Source organism: Methanosaeta sp. UBA356 (genome assembly GCF_002496465.1).
In the GTDB taxonomy this organism is placed as follows: Archaea; Halobacteriota; Methanosarcinia; order Methanotrichales; family Methanotrichaceae; genus Methanothrix; species Methanothrix soehngenii.
Map to the genome: position 1 here is coordinate 30,542 of NZ_DAKC01000040.1, position 18,367 is coordinate 48,908.

Below are 18,367 nucleotides of genomic sequence, written 5' to 3' on the forward strand. Positions count from 1 at the left end.
TTACTAATCATAACTTCTTTAAATATTTATGTTTTGGTCTTGAATCGCAAATTCTCTGTGGTTCTTGGAGACACTGCAAAAACAAAACCACAGAGACGCAGAGGCACAGAGAACAAAAAAAAGAAGGGGGATCATGCTCCCTGAAAAAAAGGTAAAAAACTCTGTGTCTCTGTTCCTCTGTGGTTCCGTCCGTCAGTTAGCAACTGGCAATATGCAACGCAACCACAAAGCACACAAAGGAGACAAAGACCGCACCAAAGGATTATTGGGCTATCAAGAACTGGATTACCTTTGCGAGGCCTTTGTGATCTTTGTGCTCTTTGTGGTTAAAATCCGTTATCTGTAATCCAATCAAACACAGAGCCTTCACTGATCGATCCTAACAATAGAATCCAGTTCATACCCGATTCTCGTCACCGTCATCTCGGAGGCTAAAGCCCGAGCCATGCTCACCAGATCCAGATACTCCTCCGCCTGAAGGATCTCCTCTTTCTCAGCCCTGGTCATGGGCTTATTGGGAACGGCAGTGCAGGACTTCGTCACCATGGTTACTTCATAGGTGCCAATCTTCCGAGCCAGATCGATTATCTCCGACTTGTCCATGGCAATGAGTGGATGATATATCGGGACCCCGATAGCTGCCTGCTCTGCCAGGATGTTCTCCGCTGTCTGGCTGGCCACCTGGCCCATGGAGTAGCCGGTGACCACTCCGAGCGCCCCCTCCTTCTCCATTACCTGGGCCGCTATCCGGTACATCAGGCGCCGGCAGAGGATGCAGGTGGCGCGGGGATAATGCATCTGGATCTTCTCAATCCCCTTTTTTATGGGAACGGTGATGAAGTTGATCTTCCGGCCGCAGGTCCACTCCGCCAGAACCTGGACGCATCTTTTGGACTGATCTATGGAATCGGCATAAGGCCGGGAGTCGAAATGCAGCAGTGAGACCGTACAGCCCCTTCTCATCATCATCCAGGCAGCCACAGGCGAATCGATCCCCCCGGAGATCATCGCCAGCATCCTCCCCTGAGAGCCCATGGGCAGGCCACCCAGGCCCGGCGTGACCTCGGTGAAGATGTATGTCCCCTCTCTTCTCGCCTCGACGAATATCTCCATCTGAGGGTCCCTGAGGTTGACAGATGCGCCAGTGGCCAGTCGAACCGCTTCGCCCACCTTCTGTCCAATCTCTACGCTGGAGAACGGGACCCCAAACCTCCGGGGCCGGATGGCAAATGTCTGGATGGCTGCGCCTGACTGCATTGCCCTCTCCATCGTCTTCGCCGCCACCTCCACTGCCGCCCGGCTTATATCCTCCAGGTTGGAGGGCACACTTTGGGCAGGACTCGCGGAGACAACTCCAAAAACCTGGGAGGCAATCGCGGCCGCCCTCACATCTGGGGTATGGACGAAGATCCGGCCTTCGCTCCCGGAGATCCTGTGATCCACACCGGCTTTATTCAAACAAAAGGCTATATTGCTCTTTAAGATACGCTCCCAGCTCTGCCTGGTCCAGCTATCCTTGAGAGCGATTTCCCCGTAGCGTACCAGCACTACGTCCTGGGAAATCATGTTCTGATCTGAGTGGCCTTTATTGATCTCCTTATCTTCTTTACTCTGGAACCAGAGGCGGTATATTTCTGCATCGGACCGGGCTTCTTATAAGTGGTCTCGGCCTTGGTTACCTGCCTGACCTGGCCCTTTCTGCCCTTGATCTTGACCCATTCTACGCTTCCTGTCTTTCCCATGGGATCACCCTATCAGATCAGGATTTAAAAAGGTTGTGATTAGATCGATTGGGCCCCAGTAGTCCAAACGGAATATTTTTAACCATCCCTCCCGTTAGCCTGCAGGTGAAGAGCGATATAGAGCTTCCTATAATCCATCCAAAAAAATCAATAGCTCTAATCGCTGTAGGCCTTTTCATCTACTCTCTTTATCTCTACTATGCCGGCTACCAGGATGCAATCGATACCCTGAGGAGCGCGGCTATCAGCCTTTTTGCTCTGGCGGTAGTTCTCGCCCTGCTGGGGGTACTATGCGATGCACTGGCCTGGAGAGCCATTGCCCTCAAGTTCAATTATAAAGTGCCCGTCAAAGACATCTTCCTGATTTACCTGTCCTGCGGCTTCATGAACAATCTCATCCCCTCGGGCAGCTTCTCCGGAGAGACGACCCGGGTCTACTTCCTGGAAAAGCTTGATGGCGGATGCCGTATCGACCAGTCCTCAGCCACAGTGGCTACGACCAGGATCATCACCGCCATCCCCTTCTTCCTGGGAACGGCCATTGGCCTCGCATATCTGGACCTGGTCACAAATGCCCCTCCCTGGGCCCTGGCCACATGCTATGCCATTGCCCTGGTCCTGCTCCTCCTGAATGCCACATTCTTTGGCATCTGCTTTGCCGACAACTGGCTGGAGAGAATTGCATTCAGCATCATCAAGTACGCCGAGCGCATATTGCATGTGCATATAGACCAGAATCAATGCAGCCGCATACTGGGCAGGTTTCATCATTCCATGATGCTGCTGGCGGAGCATAAAAGGACCCTTTTCATCAGCACCTTCTGGGCACTGGCAGGCTGGCTGTGCATGACCACGGTTGCAGTTGTGGTCTTCCGGTCGATGGGCGTCATCGTCTCATTCTGGGCAGTTCTGGCAGTATATTCGGTCATGATATTCCTGCAGATGCTGCCCATATTCCTCCCCGGCGGTGTGGGGCTTGTCGATATTGTAATGAGCACTCTTTTCACTGCCATTGGAATCCCCGTGCATACTGCAGTTGCGGCAACCATCCTCATCCGGCTCGTTCAGCTCTGGATGCTCACCGCCATTGGCGGGCTGGCCACCGCCTACCTGGTCAAGAAGATCAACCGAAAAAATCTTGTCACCAGGGCAGAAGAAAGGTTAGCAAAAGGCTTTTAAAGACAACATACCACTAGGAGCACTCGCTATTGGGACAGTGGGGTAGCCTGGTCTATCCTCGAGGGTTTGGGACTCTTGGACCGCGGTTCGAATCCGCGCTGTCCCATTTAATCAGATCAACACTACTTTTTTGCAGCATATGCAGGCCTTCTCAAGCTCTCTGGTATCCATTCCCGGAAAATGATCGATCAGGCAGAGGTCAGCGGGCGAGGCCCTCTCAAAGAGCCTGGCAAGATCGCCATGATAAACCTGTATATCGCAGGCACCGCTGGCATGGCCTACCAGCACCGGTTCCGTTCCGACCTCTTGTGAGGAGACCTGAGGATACTCTATTCTCTCTATCCCCAGAAGATCTCGATTGGCTTTTAGGTTGAGGAGAACGTTTTGCACCGCGGGCAGCCAGACATCGTTCAGTACTACCTCCTTGGCGCCGGCCAGGGCGCACATCAGCCCCAGCGTTCCCGGACCGCACAGCCCATCCACCACCCGAGATGCCTTTCCCTGCAGCATGAGTTGCTCTATGATCCTCATCTTGGGGGCGCTCTGCCTGGAGAACTCGATATGAATCTTCGACTGGCTCTTGTAGATGACAAGCTCGCCAAAGAGGCTCTGGCAGACGTCAGCCCTCAGATCGGATCCGGCTAATAGTGCATTCTCCAGGGGCGCCGTGCCTTTTTTATGCATTCCAGGAACGCCCTGGAAGAGGATAACCCCTCTGATCTCCGGTATCCGTTGCACCATTGCCTGGGCAGCCTCACGGGATATGTTCTCTCCCTGGATGATCAGGCTGTCCGGCCCCAGACGGGGGGAGTAGGCCAGGGGATAGCCCACAACCACCAGCGGCGATCCGACGCTTCTCAGCGTTTCCCGCTCGTCGCGCAGACCGAAATCATGCAAGACATGAAGGGCATCCAGCATCACCGCATCCAGCGTCGCTCTTCCGCAGGAGGAGCACCTTTTTACCCTTCCGGGCAGGTCCCTGCACCCCCGGGTTTTGTCCAGATTCGGCTCCGGCGGGCAGTCGGGGCAGGCTAAATACCTCTCATCAATACTAGCTAAGACCGCTGCCGCGGGTTCAGCAAATGCTTTTTCGGAATCAGGATACTTCATGTTCGGCCAGTCCCCTGGAAGTATCTCAATATTTTCCCGAAACAAATATCTTATCCCGGAGAAAAGTTTGTAAATAAGAAAAGCATTAGGGCGGCGAAGGTGGTTTTTGACATGGCACAAAGAGGCATCAGGGAATATGACGCAAAGAATCTGCTAGCTAGATACCTTCCCGAGTACCTCGATGATTTCTCATATAAAGGGAACCTGGCATTAGTTGGTCCTGAGACGGATATAGAAGGGCTTGAGGCAGAAAATCCGTGGCTGAAGACGACCAGGCTTGTGGTCAAGCCTGACCAGCTCTTTGGAAAGAGAGGGAAGCTGGGCCTTGTTCTTCTGGATGCGGACTGGGAGGAAGCAAAGGAATACCTCAATGAGAAAATGGGCCTAGAGGTTACCATAGGAGGAATAACCGGGAGGCTGTCCTATTTCCTGATAGAGCCTTTCACACCCCACAAAGAGGAGTACTATGTGGCTATCAGCTCGGATTATGAAGGGGACAACATCTTCTTCTCAATGGATGGCGGCGTCGGGGTGGAGGAGAACTGGGAGAAGGTAATATCTATCCATGTGGACTCCTTGGAAGGAATCGATGCTCTGGACGTAGGCTCCAAGCTGCCGGCAGAGCTGGGAGATAAGAGAGCGCTGGTGGAGGAATTCATCACCGCCTTATGGCGGTTTTATAGCGATACCGGCTTTGCCTACGTGGAGATCAATCCCTTCACATTCTCAGGCCGCGGAATCGTCCCGCTGGATATGGTGGCGAAGCTGGATGACGCAGAAGAGTACTGGCAAAAGAAGAGATGGTCGGAACTGGCATTCCCTGAACCATTCGGCAGGACTCCTTCCAAGGAGGAGCTCTTCATCAAGGAGATCGACTCCAAGACCGGAGCCTCTCTGAAGCTCACCATCCTCAACCCGGAGGGAAGGGTCTGGACGATGGTCGCCGGCGGCGGAGCGAGCGTGATCTATGCCGATACCATCTGCGATTTGGGTCACGCCGATGAGATGGCCAATTATGGTGAGTACAGCGGTGATCCCAATACCGAGGAGACCTACCACTACACCTGTACCATCCTGGACCTGATGACCCGGAGCAAAAATCCCAACGGGAAGGTGCTCCTCATCGGCGGGGCCATTGCCAACTTCACCGATGTGGCCAAGACCTTCAAGGGAGTGGTCATGGCCCTGGAGGAGTACCAGCAGAAGCTGCAGGAGGCCGATATTGAGATCTATGTGCGCCGGGGAGGGCCGAATTACGAGCAGGGCTTGAAGCTCATGCGGGATCTGGGCAAAAGGCTTGGCGTTCCCATCCAGGTTCACGGACCGGAGACCCACATGACGAGAATCGTCCCCCTGGCACTGGAGGAGAATCAATGAGCAGGAAAGATTACGTTCTCTTTGACATAAATACAAAAGCATTCGTCTATGGCTACCAGACCAATGCCATCCAGCGCATGCTGGACTTCGATTATGTCTGCAAGCGCTCGTCGCCCAGCATCTCGGCTATCATTAATCCAAGCAGAGCCGGGATCCATAAGGCATTTTGGGGAACCAAAGAGATAATCCTGCCCATGTACAAGACCATCCCCCTGGCAGCTCTTGCCTATCCAGAGGCAGATGTGATGGTCAACTTTGCCAGCCACCGATCAGCTTTTGAGACCACCATGGAAGCGCTGAAGGAGGATACCATTCGCATCGTCGCCGTCATCGCCGAAGGCGTGCCTGAGAGGCAATCCAGGGTGATGGCCGCCACAGCTAGGAAACTGGACAAGATCGTCATCGGTCCGGCGACGGTGGGGGGGATGACTGCAGGTGCCTTCCGCATAGGGAACACCGCCGGTACCATCGAGAACATCATCGCCTCCAAGCTATATCGACCGGGATGCGTGGGCTTCGTCTCCAAATCGGGTGGCATGCTCAATGAGGCATTCAATATAATCTCCAGAAACTCCGATGGCATCTATGAAGGAGTGGCCATCGGAGGAGACCGTTATCCCGGATCGAACATGCTCGACCACATCCTCCGCTATGAGAGAAATCCAGCCATCAAGATGATCGCCTGCCTGGGCGAGCTGGGCGGTGAGGACGAGTACATGATCATCCAGGCCCTCAAAGAGAAGAAGATCACCAAACCTCTGGTGGCCTGGGTCACAGGCACCTGCTCGCCCTACCTTCCGGCCAGCGTCCAGTTTGGCCATGCCGGTGCCAAGGCCAACACCGAAAAGGAGACTGCTCAGGCTAAAAACGATGCCTTCCGCCAGGCAGGAGCATATGTGCCCAGGTCTTTCGATGACTATGGAGAAATGGTGCGCCAGGTCTACGATATGCTCCTCACTCGGGGTATAGTGCAGAAGTTCGATGAGCCTGAGGTTCCCCGCATCCCCACGGACTACAGCAAAGCTCTGGCCACTGGCGATATCCGCAAGCCCACCACATTCATCTGCACGATATCCGATGACAGCGGCGAGGAGCTGCTGTATGCAGGAAAGAAGCTATCCGATGTCCTGGACCGGAAGATGGGAATAGGTGGGGTCATCGGCCTGTTATGGTTCAAGAAAGAGCTCCCAGAATATGCCGCCCACTTCATTGAGCTGGTCATCCAGATCGTGGCGGACCACGGCCCGGCGGTCTCGGGAGCACATAATGCCATAGTTGCCTCCTGTGCGGGAAAGGATCTGATCTCATCGTTATGCAGCGGGCTTTTAACCATCGGCCCCAGGTTTGGGGGGGCAATCGACGATGCCGCCCGGGAGTTCAAGCGGGCACAAGAGACCGGCCTCGCCCCGGAGCAGTTTGTGGGCGAGATGAAAAAGAAGGGTATTAACATCCCTGGCATAGGCCACAAGATCAAGAGCGTAAAGAACCCGGACAAGAGAGTCCAGCTGCTCATCAGCTATGCCCGGGCCAACTTCCCCTCGACCGAGCTTCTGAACTATGCCCTGCAGGTAGAGGAGCTCACCACCGCCAAGAAAGGTAACCTGATACTGAATGTCGACGGGTGCATCGGTATTCTGTTCATAGACCTGATGAGTTCCTGCGGCGCCTTCAGCAAAGAGGAGATCGATGAGGTGGTGCGCCTGGGATATCTGAACGGCCTCTTTGCTCTGGGCCGCAGCATCGGCCTGATAGGTCATATCCTGGATCAGAAGCGACTCGGCTCCCGGCTCTACCGCCACCCGGCAGAGGATATCGCCTATATGATGCCCTCGGAGGAAGAGATTCAGTGCAAAAGAGATCGATAACAGATGCCTGAGATAATGGAGGATCGCCATTGAATGAGAGCATAAGCAGCACTGTGGAGAAAGGGACTTGGCGACTATAAGCCAGAAGATACTCTCCCGCGCCTCCGGCTATGACGGGATGGCAGAGCCTGGGGAGATCGTGGAGGCGGAGATAGATTATGCCATGTCTCATGACGGGACATCGGTGCTGGCCATCAGATCCTTCCGGGAGATGGGGTCAGAAAAGGTTTGGGACCCGGATAGAGTGGTTGTGCCATACGATCACATCGTCCCGGCCAACAATGAGACCGCTGCCGATCTGCAAAGAGAGGTGAGAAACTGGGCCCGCGAGCAGAATATCTCCCACTTCTTCGACTGCGGCACAGGGGTCTGCCATCAGGTCTTCCCAGAGCAGGGCTTCGCCCTTCCCGGCACACTGCTGGTGGGAGCGGACTCACATTCCTGTACCTATGGCGCTTTTGGAGCCTTCGGCACAGGCGTTGGGGCAACTGACATGGCCGAGATCTACTCCGCTGGCCGGTTATGGTTCAGGGTGCCCGAGACCATAGGAATAAAGGTGGAGGGAAGACTCGCTCCATTCGTCTCTGCCAAGGACATTGCTCTCCAGGTGATAGGAGATCTGGGTGCAGATGGCGCTACCTACAAGGCGGTCGAGTATATCGGTCCCGCCATTGAAGGTCTGAGCATATCAGGAAGGATGACCCTCTGCAACCTGGGGGTGGAGATGGGGGCTAAGGCGGCCATCGTCCCGCCGGATGAGAAGACAGATGAGTGGCTCCGTGGCCGGGCGCGCCAGCCGTACACTCAGGTTTTCTCTGATCCGGATTCATACCAGCAGCAATATGATTACGATATAGCTGAGCTTGAACCCCAGGTGGCGGCCCCCTTCCGGGTGGACAACGTCCGGCCGGTCTCTGAATTGGCGGGGCTAAAGATAGATCAGGCCTTCATAGGCACCTGCACCAATGGCAGACTGGAAGACCTGGAGGCGGCTGCCGGGATACTGAAGGGGAAGAAGGTTCGAGCCAGAACCCTGGTAATACCCGCTTCAAGAGAGGTTCTGCTCGATGCGCTTAAGAGGGGAATCATCCAGACTCTGGTGGAAGCGGGTGCCATGATCGGTCCTCCGGGATGCGGTCCCTGCCTGGGAGCCCATATGGGGGTCCTGGCAGAAGGAGAGGTGTGCGTCTCCACCTCCAACCGGAACTTCCCAGGAAGAATGGGAAAAGGAGGATTGGTCTATCTGGCCAGCCCTGCTACTGTTGCCGCTTCCGCTCTCCAGGGCCGTCTGGCCGTGCCCGGGGTTTCTAAATGAGGTTTGATCTGCACGTCCATTCCAACTGCTCAGATGGACGGGACGATGTCAGGACTATTCTGAGGGCTGCCGCTCGCCGGGACCTCGACGGCCTGTCGATTACCGATCACGATACATTGAGAGGATCCCAGCAGGCGATGAAGATCATCCAAGAGGATAAGCTGGATCTGATACTCATCCCCGGAGCAGAGGTCACAACCTCAGAAGGCCATCTGCTGGTCCTGGGCATTGAGGATCTGCCTCCCAGAGGGCTCAGCCCGGAGGAGACCACAGACCTGGCCCGCGAGCAGGGAGGGATCGCTATAGTCCCCCATCCATATCACCCCTTCCGCCATGCCATCGGGCGCATACCGGAGTGCGATGCTGTGGAGGTCTACAACTCCAAGCACCTCTTCGGCATAGCCAATGCCCGGGCGCTGATCGGAGCAAAGAGGCGCCACCTTCCTGCAGTCGCAGGGAGCGACTCGCATTTTGCCGCCACTGTGGGCCTCGGAGTCACGGAGATAGAGGCAGCAGATGCATTCGAGGCGATAGAGGCCATCCAGGCGGGAAGGACAAGGATCATAGGCAAGAGAACACCTCCCAAGTTCTTCATCGGGAATACGTTCAAGTCGATATACCTGATCCTGACCACGGGAGGAGGACGAAGGAGAAAGGCCTAAATTCTTTGCGGGGGAGAGAACCACGGTGATGCGGGGAAGAGTGGTGGGCGGACTGGGCCAGGGGCAGTACTATATCTCGCGAAAGGGCTATCGCCATCAGTTCATCCAGAAGCTGGGATTTGTGCCCTTTCCCGGCACGCTTAACATAAAGCTCGATGAGCCCTTCAATCCCGGTCCTCATCAGATCCTCATAGAGGGATTTCGAGAGGAGGAGAGGTCTTTTGGGGAATGCAGGTGCTATAAGATAAAATTAAATGGCCTGGAGGGGGCAATCATCCGGCCAGACAGGAGCTCTTATCCTCCGGATCTGGTGGAGATCATATCTCCCCTGCGGCTGCGGGATGAGCTGAGGCTCGATGATGGCGATATAGTGGAACTGATACTGCAATGATACTCATGGCGGGGAAAAACTCCTCTTTTGAAGGTTAATTTTATCCCATAAGCGATGACAAATGATCCTGATGCCAATGGATAAACGCTCCTTCTGGACAGGGGTCCTGTCAATCTGCCTTCTCTTGACCTGTGCTTTGATCCTCTTCGAATCCGCTCCTACCTCAGCCACCACCGGCGGTACCTCCATCCCTAACTCTGACTTTTATTTGAGAGAGGCTATGAATTACAGCCAGAATGGCTCATATCCCCTGGCCTTGGAGAGAATCAACCTATCGCTGGAGATCGATGACGAGTTGGCCGAAGCATGGCTGCTCAAAGGACGGATCCTCTTCGGGCTGGGGTATCTTCAAGAAGCAATTCGCTCCCTCGACCAGGTTCTGAGGATAGATCAGTCCCTCGATGAGGCCTGGAGCCTGAAAGGAGAGATAATGATGGAGACAGGAAGGTACAGAATGGCCCAGCTATGCTTCGACAGCGCCCTGCGCCTCGATCCCGGGAACATGACCCTCTATAACCGCCTTGCTCAGTCCCAGTTGATGCTCGAGGACTACGATCACGCCCTGAGAAGCTATAAGAAGGCGCTGAGCCTGGAGGCCAACAACACAGAGATCCTGTTCAACCAGGGAGATCTGTTCCTCACCCTGGCTCGCTATCCTGAGGCCCTGAATAGCTTCAACCTCCTGCTGGAACAGAATAAGAGCGACATTCTCGCCCTGAAGGGCAGAGCAGAATGCTACCGCCAGCTCGGCCAGGTCGATAGGGCAGAAGAGGACTATTATACGGTACTGGAGAAAAACCCGGAGGACTTCGAATCATGGCGGGGACTGGGCATGGTCCGCTATGCCACTGAGGATTACAGCTCCTCGCTCCAGGCCTTCGATCAGGCCCTGAAGATCAATCCCCATGATATCCAGACGATTCTTGGCAAAGGCGATCTTCTCCTGGCCAGGGGGAACTTTTCGTCAGCTCTAGAGAGCTATTCCGCTGCCCTCCTGCTAAAGAAAGATAACGTCTCTGCCCTTTACGGAAAAGGGCTGGCTCTTAGCAGTCTGGGCAGAGAAAAGGAGGCAAATAAGTGCTATCGCCGGATCCTGGAGCTGGAGCCCGACAACATCATTGCCCTGCAGAAGATTGCAGACGACCTTCTGGAGAGGAATGAATCAATTCAAGCAGCAGAGCATTATGGCCTAATTCTGGGACAGGACCCGAAGAACGCAAGAGCGCTGCTGGGAATGGCAAAAGCGCAGTTGGATCTCGGGGACCTCGACCAGGCCCTGCAGTCTTATGAGGAGCTTCTTGGACACGATTCTAATAGCTCCGCCGCCTGGATAGGAAGAGGAGAGATTCTCCTATTGCAGACGAATATAGATCCGGCTATAGAGAGCTTCAATAGAGCATTGGATATCGAGCCGCAAAATCCGGACGCTCTCATGGGATTAGCAGAAGCTCTCCATCAAAAGGGAAGACTTGAAGAAGCCCGCAGCTACTATGAGGCCGCTATAGCAGAAGAGCCCAGCGTCCGGGGCTACAGAGGACTGGGGAACATCCTCTGCGCCCAGGGGGAGTACGGCCAATCCATTCCCCTCTTTGAAAGTGCTCTCAGCCAAGAGCCAAGTGACACCGAGAGCCTGATGGGAAAAGGGCTGGCTCTGGCAGCCACAGGCAATAGCTCTGGAGCCCTGCAGTGCTTTAATGAGATCGTCTCCCTCAATCCGGAGGACTCCGCCGCCTGGTCTAATCGGGGGAGCATTTTTGCTGCCTTGGGAAGATACGATGAGGCAAGAGAAAGCCTGCAAAAAGCAGCTGGGATCAGTTCATCCTCAGCGGACATCTGGTACAACCTGGGCCAGGTGTACAGATTGATGGACAGACATAACCAATCCAGGCAAGCCTTCGAGAATGCAACCAGGCTATCTCCTGATGATCCCGTTCTGTGGCTGGAGCTGGGCCTGGCCCAGGAGAGGACTGGAGAAGCTAAGCTGGCTCTAAAGAGCCTCCAGAGGGCCGTCGTCCTCGATCCAAAGAATGAATTCGCTCAATACTCCCTGGCCCTGGCACTTGCTGGGCAGGGCCGTTTCCAGGAAGCACTCCAGGCCTTCGAGAGAGTGCTAGAGATAAACCCAAAGAACGATCTGGCTAAATACAGCATCAATGTGACCAGTAGCCAGCTTTATTGATTCAGAGCAGAAAGGCCGGAATTACAGTGGAAACCCGGAGGCGGTGGAAAAGGGTTGATGCTCTTCCGGCCAATATTTTTTATCTACCCTCTGCTCCTCTTTTCTCATAGCTGTTTTGGCGCTGATAATTATGACTTGGTATCAATTCAGGCTCGATCATCTCAATCAGTCTATACTGCCTGTTGTTTCTGTTTCCCCTTTTTTCCAGCAGACCATCGCGGTTCATTCGCGATAGATAAGTAGAGACTGTGCTGAGCTTGATATCGTCCGCTACGGTCTCATACCGCTCCCTCAGCTCCTGAGATGTAAACCAGGTATTGGAGAATTCGAATTTGATGAAGTGCTCTAGGCGGTCCATGAGAGTGCCGCTGCTGCGGTAATCACGTGCAGTCGCTATTGCTCCCCTTTCATCTTTGCTATCGAAGATACCGGAAGCTGAGAGAAAGCCTATGATCTTATCCCTTAAGGCCTCCTTATCTATGCTTTGCGACTCAAATTCGTGAGATGATTTGAATCCGCCATCTTCTATCTCAATCCGGATCCTCATGCTCTCCTCCGCTTATCCTTCCAGTAGTATTGCCATCAGGATATCAATTCGAAAGCTGGGAGGGTTGATTCTTCCCCAGAGGAGCAATACCGCTTGAGATTGATGCCCTTGCTGTCTCTAATCCTGGAGAGCCTCGATTGATCAGATTTCTCCAGGTTCATATGCAATGTAAATAGCTTGATCTGTCCTCTCAATTGTATCCCCCTCCGCAAATCCATCTCGCTTCGTTCCGCTCTCTGTCACTTGACCGGATCAGCAAGATTGCTCACCTTCCTGATCCGATCCACAGCTTCTCGTGCCATCCCTTCATCCGACAGATAGGCTGAGCAAGACCATTTGCCTGGTCTCCCTTTAAACAAGGCCAAACTTCCCTTGCTCGCATACCTTGCCTTGCTGCACCTCGATCCCAGCTCTGCCAACAGCTGCTCATTGCCGTCCCTTTCCAGCCACGAGCATCTTGATCTATCCAGGCAGTGGATCATCCCATCGCCCGTTCACAAGCCGTCCCTTCCCAGCTGTGAACAGTCATTCAGAAAGATGATCAACCAGGATCCTTATGCACTCCTTCTTGCTACCCCTTGTGCCATTTGTATATGAGAAGCGGACTAATTGTGAAGCAATTATACAACCATCGAAAGACCATTTTGAGATCATCGATATCCCCTTCATTGCTACTCCCGATGCCATCCCTATTGGTAGACGTTCCAGTCGGATTGTGGTGAGCTTGCCATCAAGAACTTTTAGCCCTACCACAATTGTTGTGATGGAGCAAATCGCTCCGATGCCCCAGATATGCTCACTCGACACTGCTTCTACTTCTCAGATATACTGCAAAGGTTCATCCATCCCCTCAGACGAATAAGCCCTCCATCCGCCCTGTCAATATGTATTGAGACAGGTTGTCTGGCCATTTTGGCACAATGTAAACCTGGTTTTAGTGGTATATAAAACTTTCCAATAGTCGATAGTTGTAGTAAGTTGCTTAAAACATCTATTAAAGCTTATTTTCGAGAATAAATCCAAAATAGTAGTCAGAATAGTATTTCACACAATGGCCACATGACCGAGAAATCTTGTTAAAACTGGTTGTGAAAAGTGTGTTCAGGCGATTACTACTATCATAACAGATATCAGTAGGCATCGTCTTTTTGCGCGGAGGTTTTTATTCTCTGTGAAACCATTTCACAATGGCAGCCAATATCGAAAATTTTAGAAGAAGACACATGAGACGATTGGTTTGCTAAAAAAATTTTTAGAAGTTATGCGCGCGGGACGCGCGGCATAGAGGCGATAATGTGATAGGAGATGATTGATGAGATTTATGATGTGAAATATTGTGAATTGTCTAAGACGCCTGGTGGAGCTCGAAGTACTCATCTATCAACCAGTCTCCGACCTCTTTAAGATATCTGCGTCTTCGCTCATCTTCAGCAATTAATTGAAAAACTTCAGAGAGATCCTCGTCCATCAGATCATGTTATTCGCTTGCGACATTTAAACCTATCGAATCTATGTTCTGCTCTTTATTATCCTTGGATCTTCCCCTCCCCAGGATCAGAGCAACGTAATAGGGCTCAGAGCTCCTCTTCAATGGCCCGGCATGAATAGGATGGTCTCCGCAAATAATCAGCAGTGTCTTTTCATCTGCCTCTTCTGTGATATCGCCAATGCAGCGATCGATATGCAAAACAGCGCTACGAATGCCGCTCCATTCCCGACCCATGTGCACGCTTTTGTCGATTCCAATAAAATAAGAGACGAGAAGCCTGGGGCCCTCTCGCAGGGATTGCAGGGTCATGCTGCAGGCCTCTCGATCAAACTCCTCCGGAGGAATGCGGTCCGATATTCCATGGATGATCTCGATCAGACCCTCGTAGACCTCAGCTCCGTTTGTCTCCATTATCACCGCAGATCGCAGACCTGCAGCGCTGGCGATCTCAGGCAGGCTGAGGATGCTTGAGGCCTTTGCCCCTGCCTTATCAAAGATCTTATGATGCTCGGGCACAAGGCCGCTCAGAATGCTGGCGATGGCAGGAGTGGTGTGATTGGAGACTGCTTTGGCTCTGAGAAGAATTCCATCATCTATTAGACGAGATGTATTCTTCAGACAGGGCAAGAGATGCATCAGCAGGTCATATCCCAGGCTGTCTACTATTATGATTGCGGCATTCCTGCAGCCCCAGCCCTCCACCAGATCGATTGCCCTGCCATCATTGAGAGGCAACTGGATTCCCAGCAATCGAGCGACAGTGGGCGCTATATCGAGCTGGCTGAATGTTCGCTCTGATTCGGTAGTCGGCTCTGATTCGGTGGTGGTCATGAACATCAATGCCTCCTACTATCTCAACTCATATAATATCCCATCCAGTCTGCATGGTCAATAGCAGACAGCTCCTCGCCGGTCTTAAATAAGAAAAGAGAAAACGCAAAGGAGACCATGATGATAAAGAAAGCCTCCCAGATCATCGTTGCAGCGTTGTTGATCCTGGTTATGGGAGATGCTATAGCATCGAATTTGAACATCGACTACAGTCATAACGTTGCCGGAACCGGCACCGTCATGACCAATTTCGAGATGGGCTCTCCGGAGAACACCAAAGCCATTGGAGAGGTTCATGGAACAGGCGAGATATTGAACAAGTACATATTCTCCACCAACAGCTCTGAGAACATCACCATTCTGGATCAATTCCTGTTCACAAAAGCACAACCATCCAATGTTACCACCATTAAAAGCTATCCCGTGATGGAGAGAATGCCGGGCAGCTTCAGGCTTCTGGGAACGAGCTGGTCGGGACAAATCAATGCGGAGAAGATCATCTTCGCCCCGAGCCAAAGACTTATAAATTATTCATCAAATTGAAAGTGATATGGCAAAAGGGGCAGATGCCATGGACATATCCCTGAAGCTCGATAAGCTGAAGGAGCTATGCAAAGACTGCACTGATTCTATCTGCAGGCAAAAGGAGATTTTGGTTGTCTCCCATGTGGATGCAGATGGGCTCACCGCTGCTGCCATAATATGCGCCGCCCTGGATAGGCATAACATCGACTACAAGCCCCTCTTCTTCCGGCAGCTTGATGAGAACGCTCTGGAGGAGGTTGCCGACCAGGGTGCGGATCTGGTCATATTCACCGATCTGGGCAGCGGGATGATCCAGGAGATCCTGGACAGGAACCTGCAGGCCATCGTAGCCGATCATCATAAGCCCAAAGCCTGCCCAGCACAACCCCTGGCCCACATCAACCCTCATCTGGTGGGAGCAGATGGAGCAAACCAGCTTAGCGGCAGCGGTAGCGCTTTTCTTCTGGCCAGAGCCCTGGCATCCAGCCCTGGCGCTAACGACGATCTGGCAGCTTTAGCGGTGGTGGGGGCGGTGGGAGACCTGCAGGATATGGCCAGCGGTCAGCTTATCGGTCTGAACCGCTACATCCTGGACATAGGCTCAAGAGCAGGAGCAGTCCATTTCTCCAGAGACATCAAGCTCTTTGGCAAACAGACCCGCCCGGTCTACAAGATGCTGGAGTACTCCCAGGATCCATACCTTCCCGGCCTCTCAGGAAAAGAGGACGCCTGCATTGCATTTCTTAAGGAGGTGGGAATAAGCCTGGGTGGAGAGAAGTGGAGGCGCTGGATAGATCTCAGCCAGGAGGAGAAGGCCTCATTGGTCACAGCCATCGTTCAGAAAGGGCTGCGCAATGGCATTTCCAATATCAGGCTGGAAAGGCTGATCGGAGAGGTCTATATCCTGCTGAAGGAGAGGGAGGGAACCGAGCTCAGAGACGCCTCTGAGTACTCCACCCTGCTGAACGCCACCGCCCGTTATGGTCATGCCGGGGTGGGGCTGGAGGTATGCCTAGGAGATAGGGATAAGGCCTTCAATGAAGCCCATACCCTCCTGGGCCAGCACCGCCAGAACCTGGTGGCTGGCTTGAAGCTGGTTTCAAAGAGGGGAATCACCCCATTGAACAGCATCCAGTACTTCGACGCCGGAGATGCGATTTTGGATACGATAATAGGAATCGTGGCCGGCATGAGCTTCCAGATGGCAGACCGCAGCCGGCCTATCCTCGCTTTTGCTCAGAATGTGGAAGGGGATCTCAAGGTATCTGCCCGGGGTACCCAGGATCTGGTCCGCTCCGGCCTGGACCTGGCACATGCCCTATCCCTCTCCGCCCAGGCGGTTGGAGGGGTGGGCGGAGGCCATAACGTCGCCGCCGGAGCGACCATTCCTCTGCAGGCAAAACAGGAATTCCTGGAAAAGATGGACCGCATCGTGGCCGAGCAGCTTTCCTGCAAAAATAATATAAAATAAAATATATAGGACGAATTCTTTCAGTTAACACTCATGCGCAGGGAAGAGAGCCATAACCACACTCATTCATATGGTCTTTGGCCACTATTATCTGCTCCTCGATGCTGAAGTTGCCTATGAAGAGGTGGTTGATCCGCGATTGCTCATGCTTCAAATCCCCCTTCTCTGGATCCAGAACTAGATAGCCTAAGCGTCCAATGCCAATGAAATCCGCATCGATAGCTATCTCGGTGAGATTGGCCTCTGTTCGCAATTCCATCTTTGTCGAGAGGCGGGTGGCATCGGTAAACTCCTTGGTCGCCGTCATTTGCAGGGGATAATTTTTAACTGTTGTGCTCTCGCGAAACTTCTGGTCATAGGAGAAGAGGTGGGCATTAGGATTGCTCTTGCTGCCTATTTCCATCAAATAATGATCTGCATTGATCGGAACCAGGAGGACAAGCAGAATCATCAACCCGGAGAGTCCCGCCACGATCCGGCCTCTTGTCGCTATGATATTATCACATCTCCCTAAATAGGCTCCACCAGTACTCTTCATCCATCTCTGCAGAATAGACAGTCACTGCCGGCCCTTCCATGAAGGCCTTATCCTTCTCAAAGTTAATGATCAGCGGCCCACCTTTCGTCTCCACCAGCACCTCATCCCCGACCAGCCCCATTCTGCGGGCAACGCTGGCAGAGGCCACCGCCCCGGTTCCACAGGAGAATGTCTCGCCCTCTACCCCTCGCTCGAATGTTCTGATCTGCAGTGATGAGCCCAGCTTGACGAAATCGACGTTTGCTCCCTCCGGAAAAACGCTGCAATGCCTTATTGGTGGTGCCGCCTCGTAGATATCTATGTCCAGGTCATCCACAAAGATAACAGCATGAGGAACACCAGTATTCACTGCACAGACCCTGAATTCCCCCATCTGCTCGTCCATGAGATCACCAGAACCGCAGGCGGGAATGGATGGACGATTGAACCTGGGAACGCCCATATCCACCCTGGCCCAGAAGCTGCCATCCCTCTCCCGGACCTGAATCGGTATGATGCCCGCTAAGGTCTCCACATCAAAGGATTGACCCACATACCCCGACTCCCAGGCGTACTTGGCAAGACAGCGTATGCCATTGCCGCACATCTCCGCCTCTGAGCCGTCCGGCTGAAATAACCTCATGCCCAGGTCCGAACGCTGGCTGCTTGCCAGAAACAGGACACCATCTGCTCCTATGCCGAAGCTACGACGGCAGCAAGCGATTGCAAATCTACTCTTCGCACTCTCAGCCACGAGCTCCCTTGAGATCTCATCCACCAGAATGAAGTCATTGCCGTTCCCATGCAGCTTGGCAAAGCCAAGGCTGTGTGGTAGAAAGGGATCGTCTTTGAGCTCTACCTCAGAAATCTCTGCCAGCTTCATTTTATATACCATGCATCCTTTTTCTCTAGCTTGTTATGTTGTGGTGGTGATTTGGTATTAAACCCATTCTACAGGTGGCAATGGATCTTCTGGAGCTAGACAGATCGATTCAAATAGCCAAAGAGGCCGTCCTTGGTGGAGCGGACTGGATCGAGGCCGGAACACCCCTCATCAAGAGCGAGGGCATGGACTCTGTGCGCGAGATGAAGAAAGCCCTTCCCGGGACGAAGATCGCAGCGGATATGAAAACCGTCGACACCGGTGCCATGGAGGTGGAGATGGCG

The 18,367-nt window shown here is 53.3% G+C and carries 18 protein-coding genes and 1 tRNA gene; 11 read left to right on the forward strand and 8 right to left on the reverse strand.

What is annotated here, in order from left to right; translation table 11 throughout:
* Positions 1–366: 366 nt before the first annotated feature.
* Positions 367–1,566, reverse strand: a complete 1,200-nt coding sequence (thiI, locus tag BP727_RS03175) for a tRNA uracil 4-sulfurtransferase ThiI (RefSeq protein ID WP_276619626.1) — start codon at positions 1,564–1,566, stop codon at positions 367–369.
* A complete protein-coding gene (locus BP727_RS03180) occupies positions 1,563–1,742 on the reverse strand; it encodes a DUF5350 domain-containing protein (protein ID WP_013718363.1) in 180 nt (59 codons plus the stop codon). The genes thiI and BP727_RS03180 overlap by 4 nt, the downstream gene beginning before the upstream one ends.
* 105 nt (positions 1,743–1,847) lie before the next feature.
* Here BP727_RS03180 and BP727_RS03185 point away from each other — a divergent pair, with 105 nt between their 5' ends.
* Together BP727_RS03185 and BP727_RS03190 are read left to right on the forward strand one after the other, a co-directional pair.
* Positions 1,848–2,921, forward strand: a complete 1,074-nt coding sequence (locus tag BP727_RS03185; RefSeq protein WP_276619628.1) for a lysylphosphatidylglycerol synthase transmembrane domain-containing protein — start codon at positions 1,848–1,850, stop codon at positions 2,919–2,921.
* Between the two features lie 31 nt (positions 2,922–2,952).
* Positions 2,953–3,027 (forward strand) — tRNA-Pro (locus BP727_RS03190).
* A 5-nt stretch (positions 3,028–3,032) separates the two neighbouring features.
* Here the strand turns inward: BP727_RS03190 and BP727_RS03195 are convergent.
* Positions 3,033–4,076, reverse strand: a complete 1,044-nt coding sequence (locus tag BP727_RS03195; RefSeq protein WP_013718361.1) for a methyltransferase — start codon at positions 4,074–4,076, stop codon at positions 3,033–3,035.
* Positions 4,077–4,142: 66 nt separating this feature from the next.
* On the opposite strand from BP727_RS03195, the gene BP727_RS03200 reads away from it, so the two are divergent.
* The 6 genes from BP727_RS03200 to BP727_RS03225 all read left to right on the forward strand — a co-directional run bounded on the left by BP727_RS03200 (position 4,143) and on the right by BP727_RS03225 (position 11,820).
* Positions 4,143–5,408 carry an ATP citrate lyase citrate-binding domain-containing protein gene (locus tag BP727_RS03200; RefSeq protein WP_048131686.1) on the forward strand — a complete coding sequence of 422 codons (1,266 nt, stop codon included), beginning with the start codon at positions 4,143–4,145 and terminating at the stop codon, positions 5,406–5,408.
* Complete coding sequence (locus BP727_RS03205; RefSeq protein ID WP_048131683.1) at positions 5,405–7,273, forward strand: citrate/2-methylcitrate synthase; 1,869 nt, start codon at positions 5,405–5,407, stop codon at positions 7,271–7,273. Before BP727_RS03200 ends, BP727_RS03205 begins: the two co-directional genes overlap by 4 nt.
* A 67-nt stretch (positions 7,274–7,340) precedes the next feature.
* Positions 7,341–8,588, forward strand: a complete 1,248-nt coding sequence (locus BP727_RS03210) for a 3-isopropylmalate dehydratase large subunit (protein WP_013718360.1) — start codon at positions 7,341–7,343, stop codon at positions 8,586–8,588.
* Complete coding sequence (locus BP727_RS03215; RefSeq protein ID WP_013718359.1) at positions 8,585–9,250, forward strand: PHP domain-containing protein; 666 nt, start codon at positions 8,585–8,587, stop codon at positions 9,248–9,250. Before BP727_RS03210 ends, BP727_RS03215 begins: the two co-directional genes overlap by 4 nt.
* 28 nt (positions 9,251–9,278) lie before the next feature.
* Positions 9,279–9,641 carry a DUF120 domain-containing protein gene (locus BP727_RS03220; protein ID WP_013718358.1) on the forward strand — a complete coding sequence of 121 codons (363 nt, stop codon included), beginning with the start codon at positions 9,279–9,281 and terminating at the stop codon, positions 9,639–9,641.
* 70 nt (positions 9,642–9,711) lie between these two features.
* On the forward strand, positions 9,712–11,820 hold the full coding sequence (locus BP727_RS03225; RefSeq protein ID WP_162144986.1) for a tetratricopeptide repeat protein: 2,109 nt from the start codon (positions 9,712–9,714) through the stop codon (positions 11,818–11,820).
* A gap of 79 nt (positions 11,821–11,899) precedes the next feature.
* On the opposite strand, the gene BP727_RS03230 is transcribed toward BP727_RS03225, so the two are convergent.
* From BP727_RS03230 to BP727_RS03240, 3 genes are all read right to left on the reverse strand, one after another.
* Positions 11,900–12,367 carry a hypothetical protein gene (locus tag BP727_RS03230; protein WP_013718356.1) on the reverse strand — a complete coding sequence of 156 codons (468 nt, stop codon included), beginning with the start codon at positions 12,365–12,367 and terminating at the stop codon, positions 11,900–11,902.
* Positions 12,368–13,712: 1,345 nt separating this feature from the next.
* Complete coding sequence (locus BP727_RS03235; protein WP_269798825.1) at positions 13,713–13,835, reverse strand: hypothetical protein; 123 nt, start codon at positions 13,833–13,835, stop codon at positions 13,713–13,715.
* 9 nt (positions 13,836–13,844) lie between these two features.
* A complete protein-coding gene (locus BP727_RS03240) occupies positions 13,845–14,693 on the reverse strand; it encodes an alkaline phosphatase family protein (RefSeq protein WP_013718353.1) in 849 nt (282 codons plus the stop codon).
* Positions 14,694–14,804: 111 nt separating this feature from the next.
* On the opposite strand from BP727_RS03240, the gene BP727_RS03245 reads away from it, so the two are divergent.
* The gene (locus BP727_RS03245; protein ID WP_048131680.1) at positions 14,805–15,230 is read left to right on the forward strand and encodes a hypothetical protein; all 426 of its coding nucleotides are present in this window, start codon (positions 14,805–14,807) and stop codon (positions 15,228–15,230) included.
* Between the two features lie 7 nt (positions 15,231–15,237).
* The gene (locus tag BP727_RS03250; protein WP_286857332.1) at positions 15,238–16,683 is read left to right on the forward strand and encodes a DHH family phosphoesterase; all 1,446 of its coding nucleotides are present in this window, start codon (positions 15,238–15,240) and stop codon (positions 16,681–16,683) included.
* Positions 16,684–16,714: 31 nt separating this feature from the next.
* Here the strand turns inward: BP727_RS03250 and BP727_RS03255 are convergent, their stop codons facing one another.
* Positions 16,715–17,155 (reverse strand): hypothetical protein, encoded by a 441-nt coding sequence (locus BP727_RS03255; RefSeq protein WP_013718350.1) that lies wholly within the window; start codon positions 17,153–17,155, stop codon positions 16,715–16,717.
* A gap of 28 nt (positions 17,156–17,183) precedes the next feature.
* On the reverse strand, positions 17,184–18,083 hold the full coding sequence (gene dapF / locus BP727_RS03260; RefSeq protein ID WP_013718349.1) for a diaminopimelate epimerase: 900 nt from the start codon (positions 18,081–18,083) through the stop codon (positions 17,184–17,186).
* A gap of 56 nt (positions 18,084–18,139) precedes the next feature.
* Between dapF and BP727_RS03265 the strand changes: the two genes are divergently transcribed.
* On the forward strand, positions 18,140–18,367 hold a 228-nt coding region (locus BP727_RS03265; RefSeq protein WP_394339393.1), incomplete at its 3' end, for an orotidine 5'-phosphate decarboxylase / HUMPS family protein.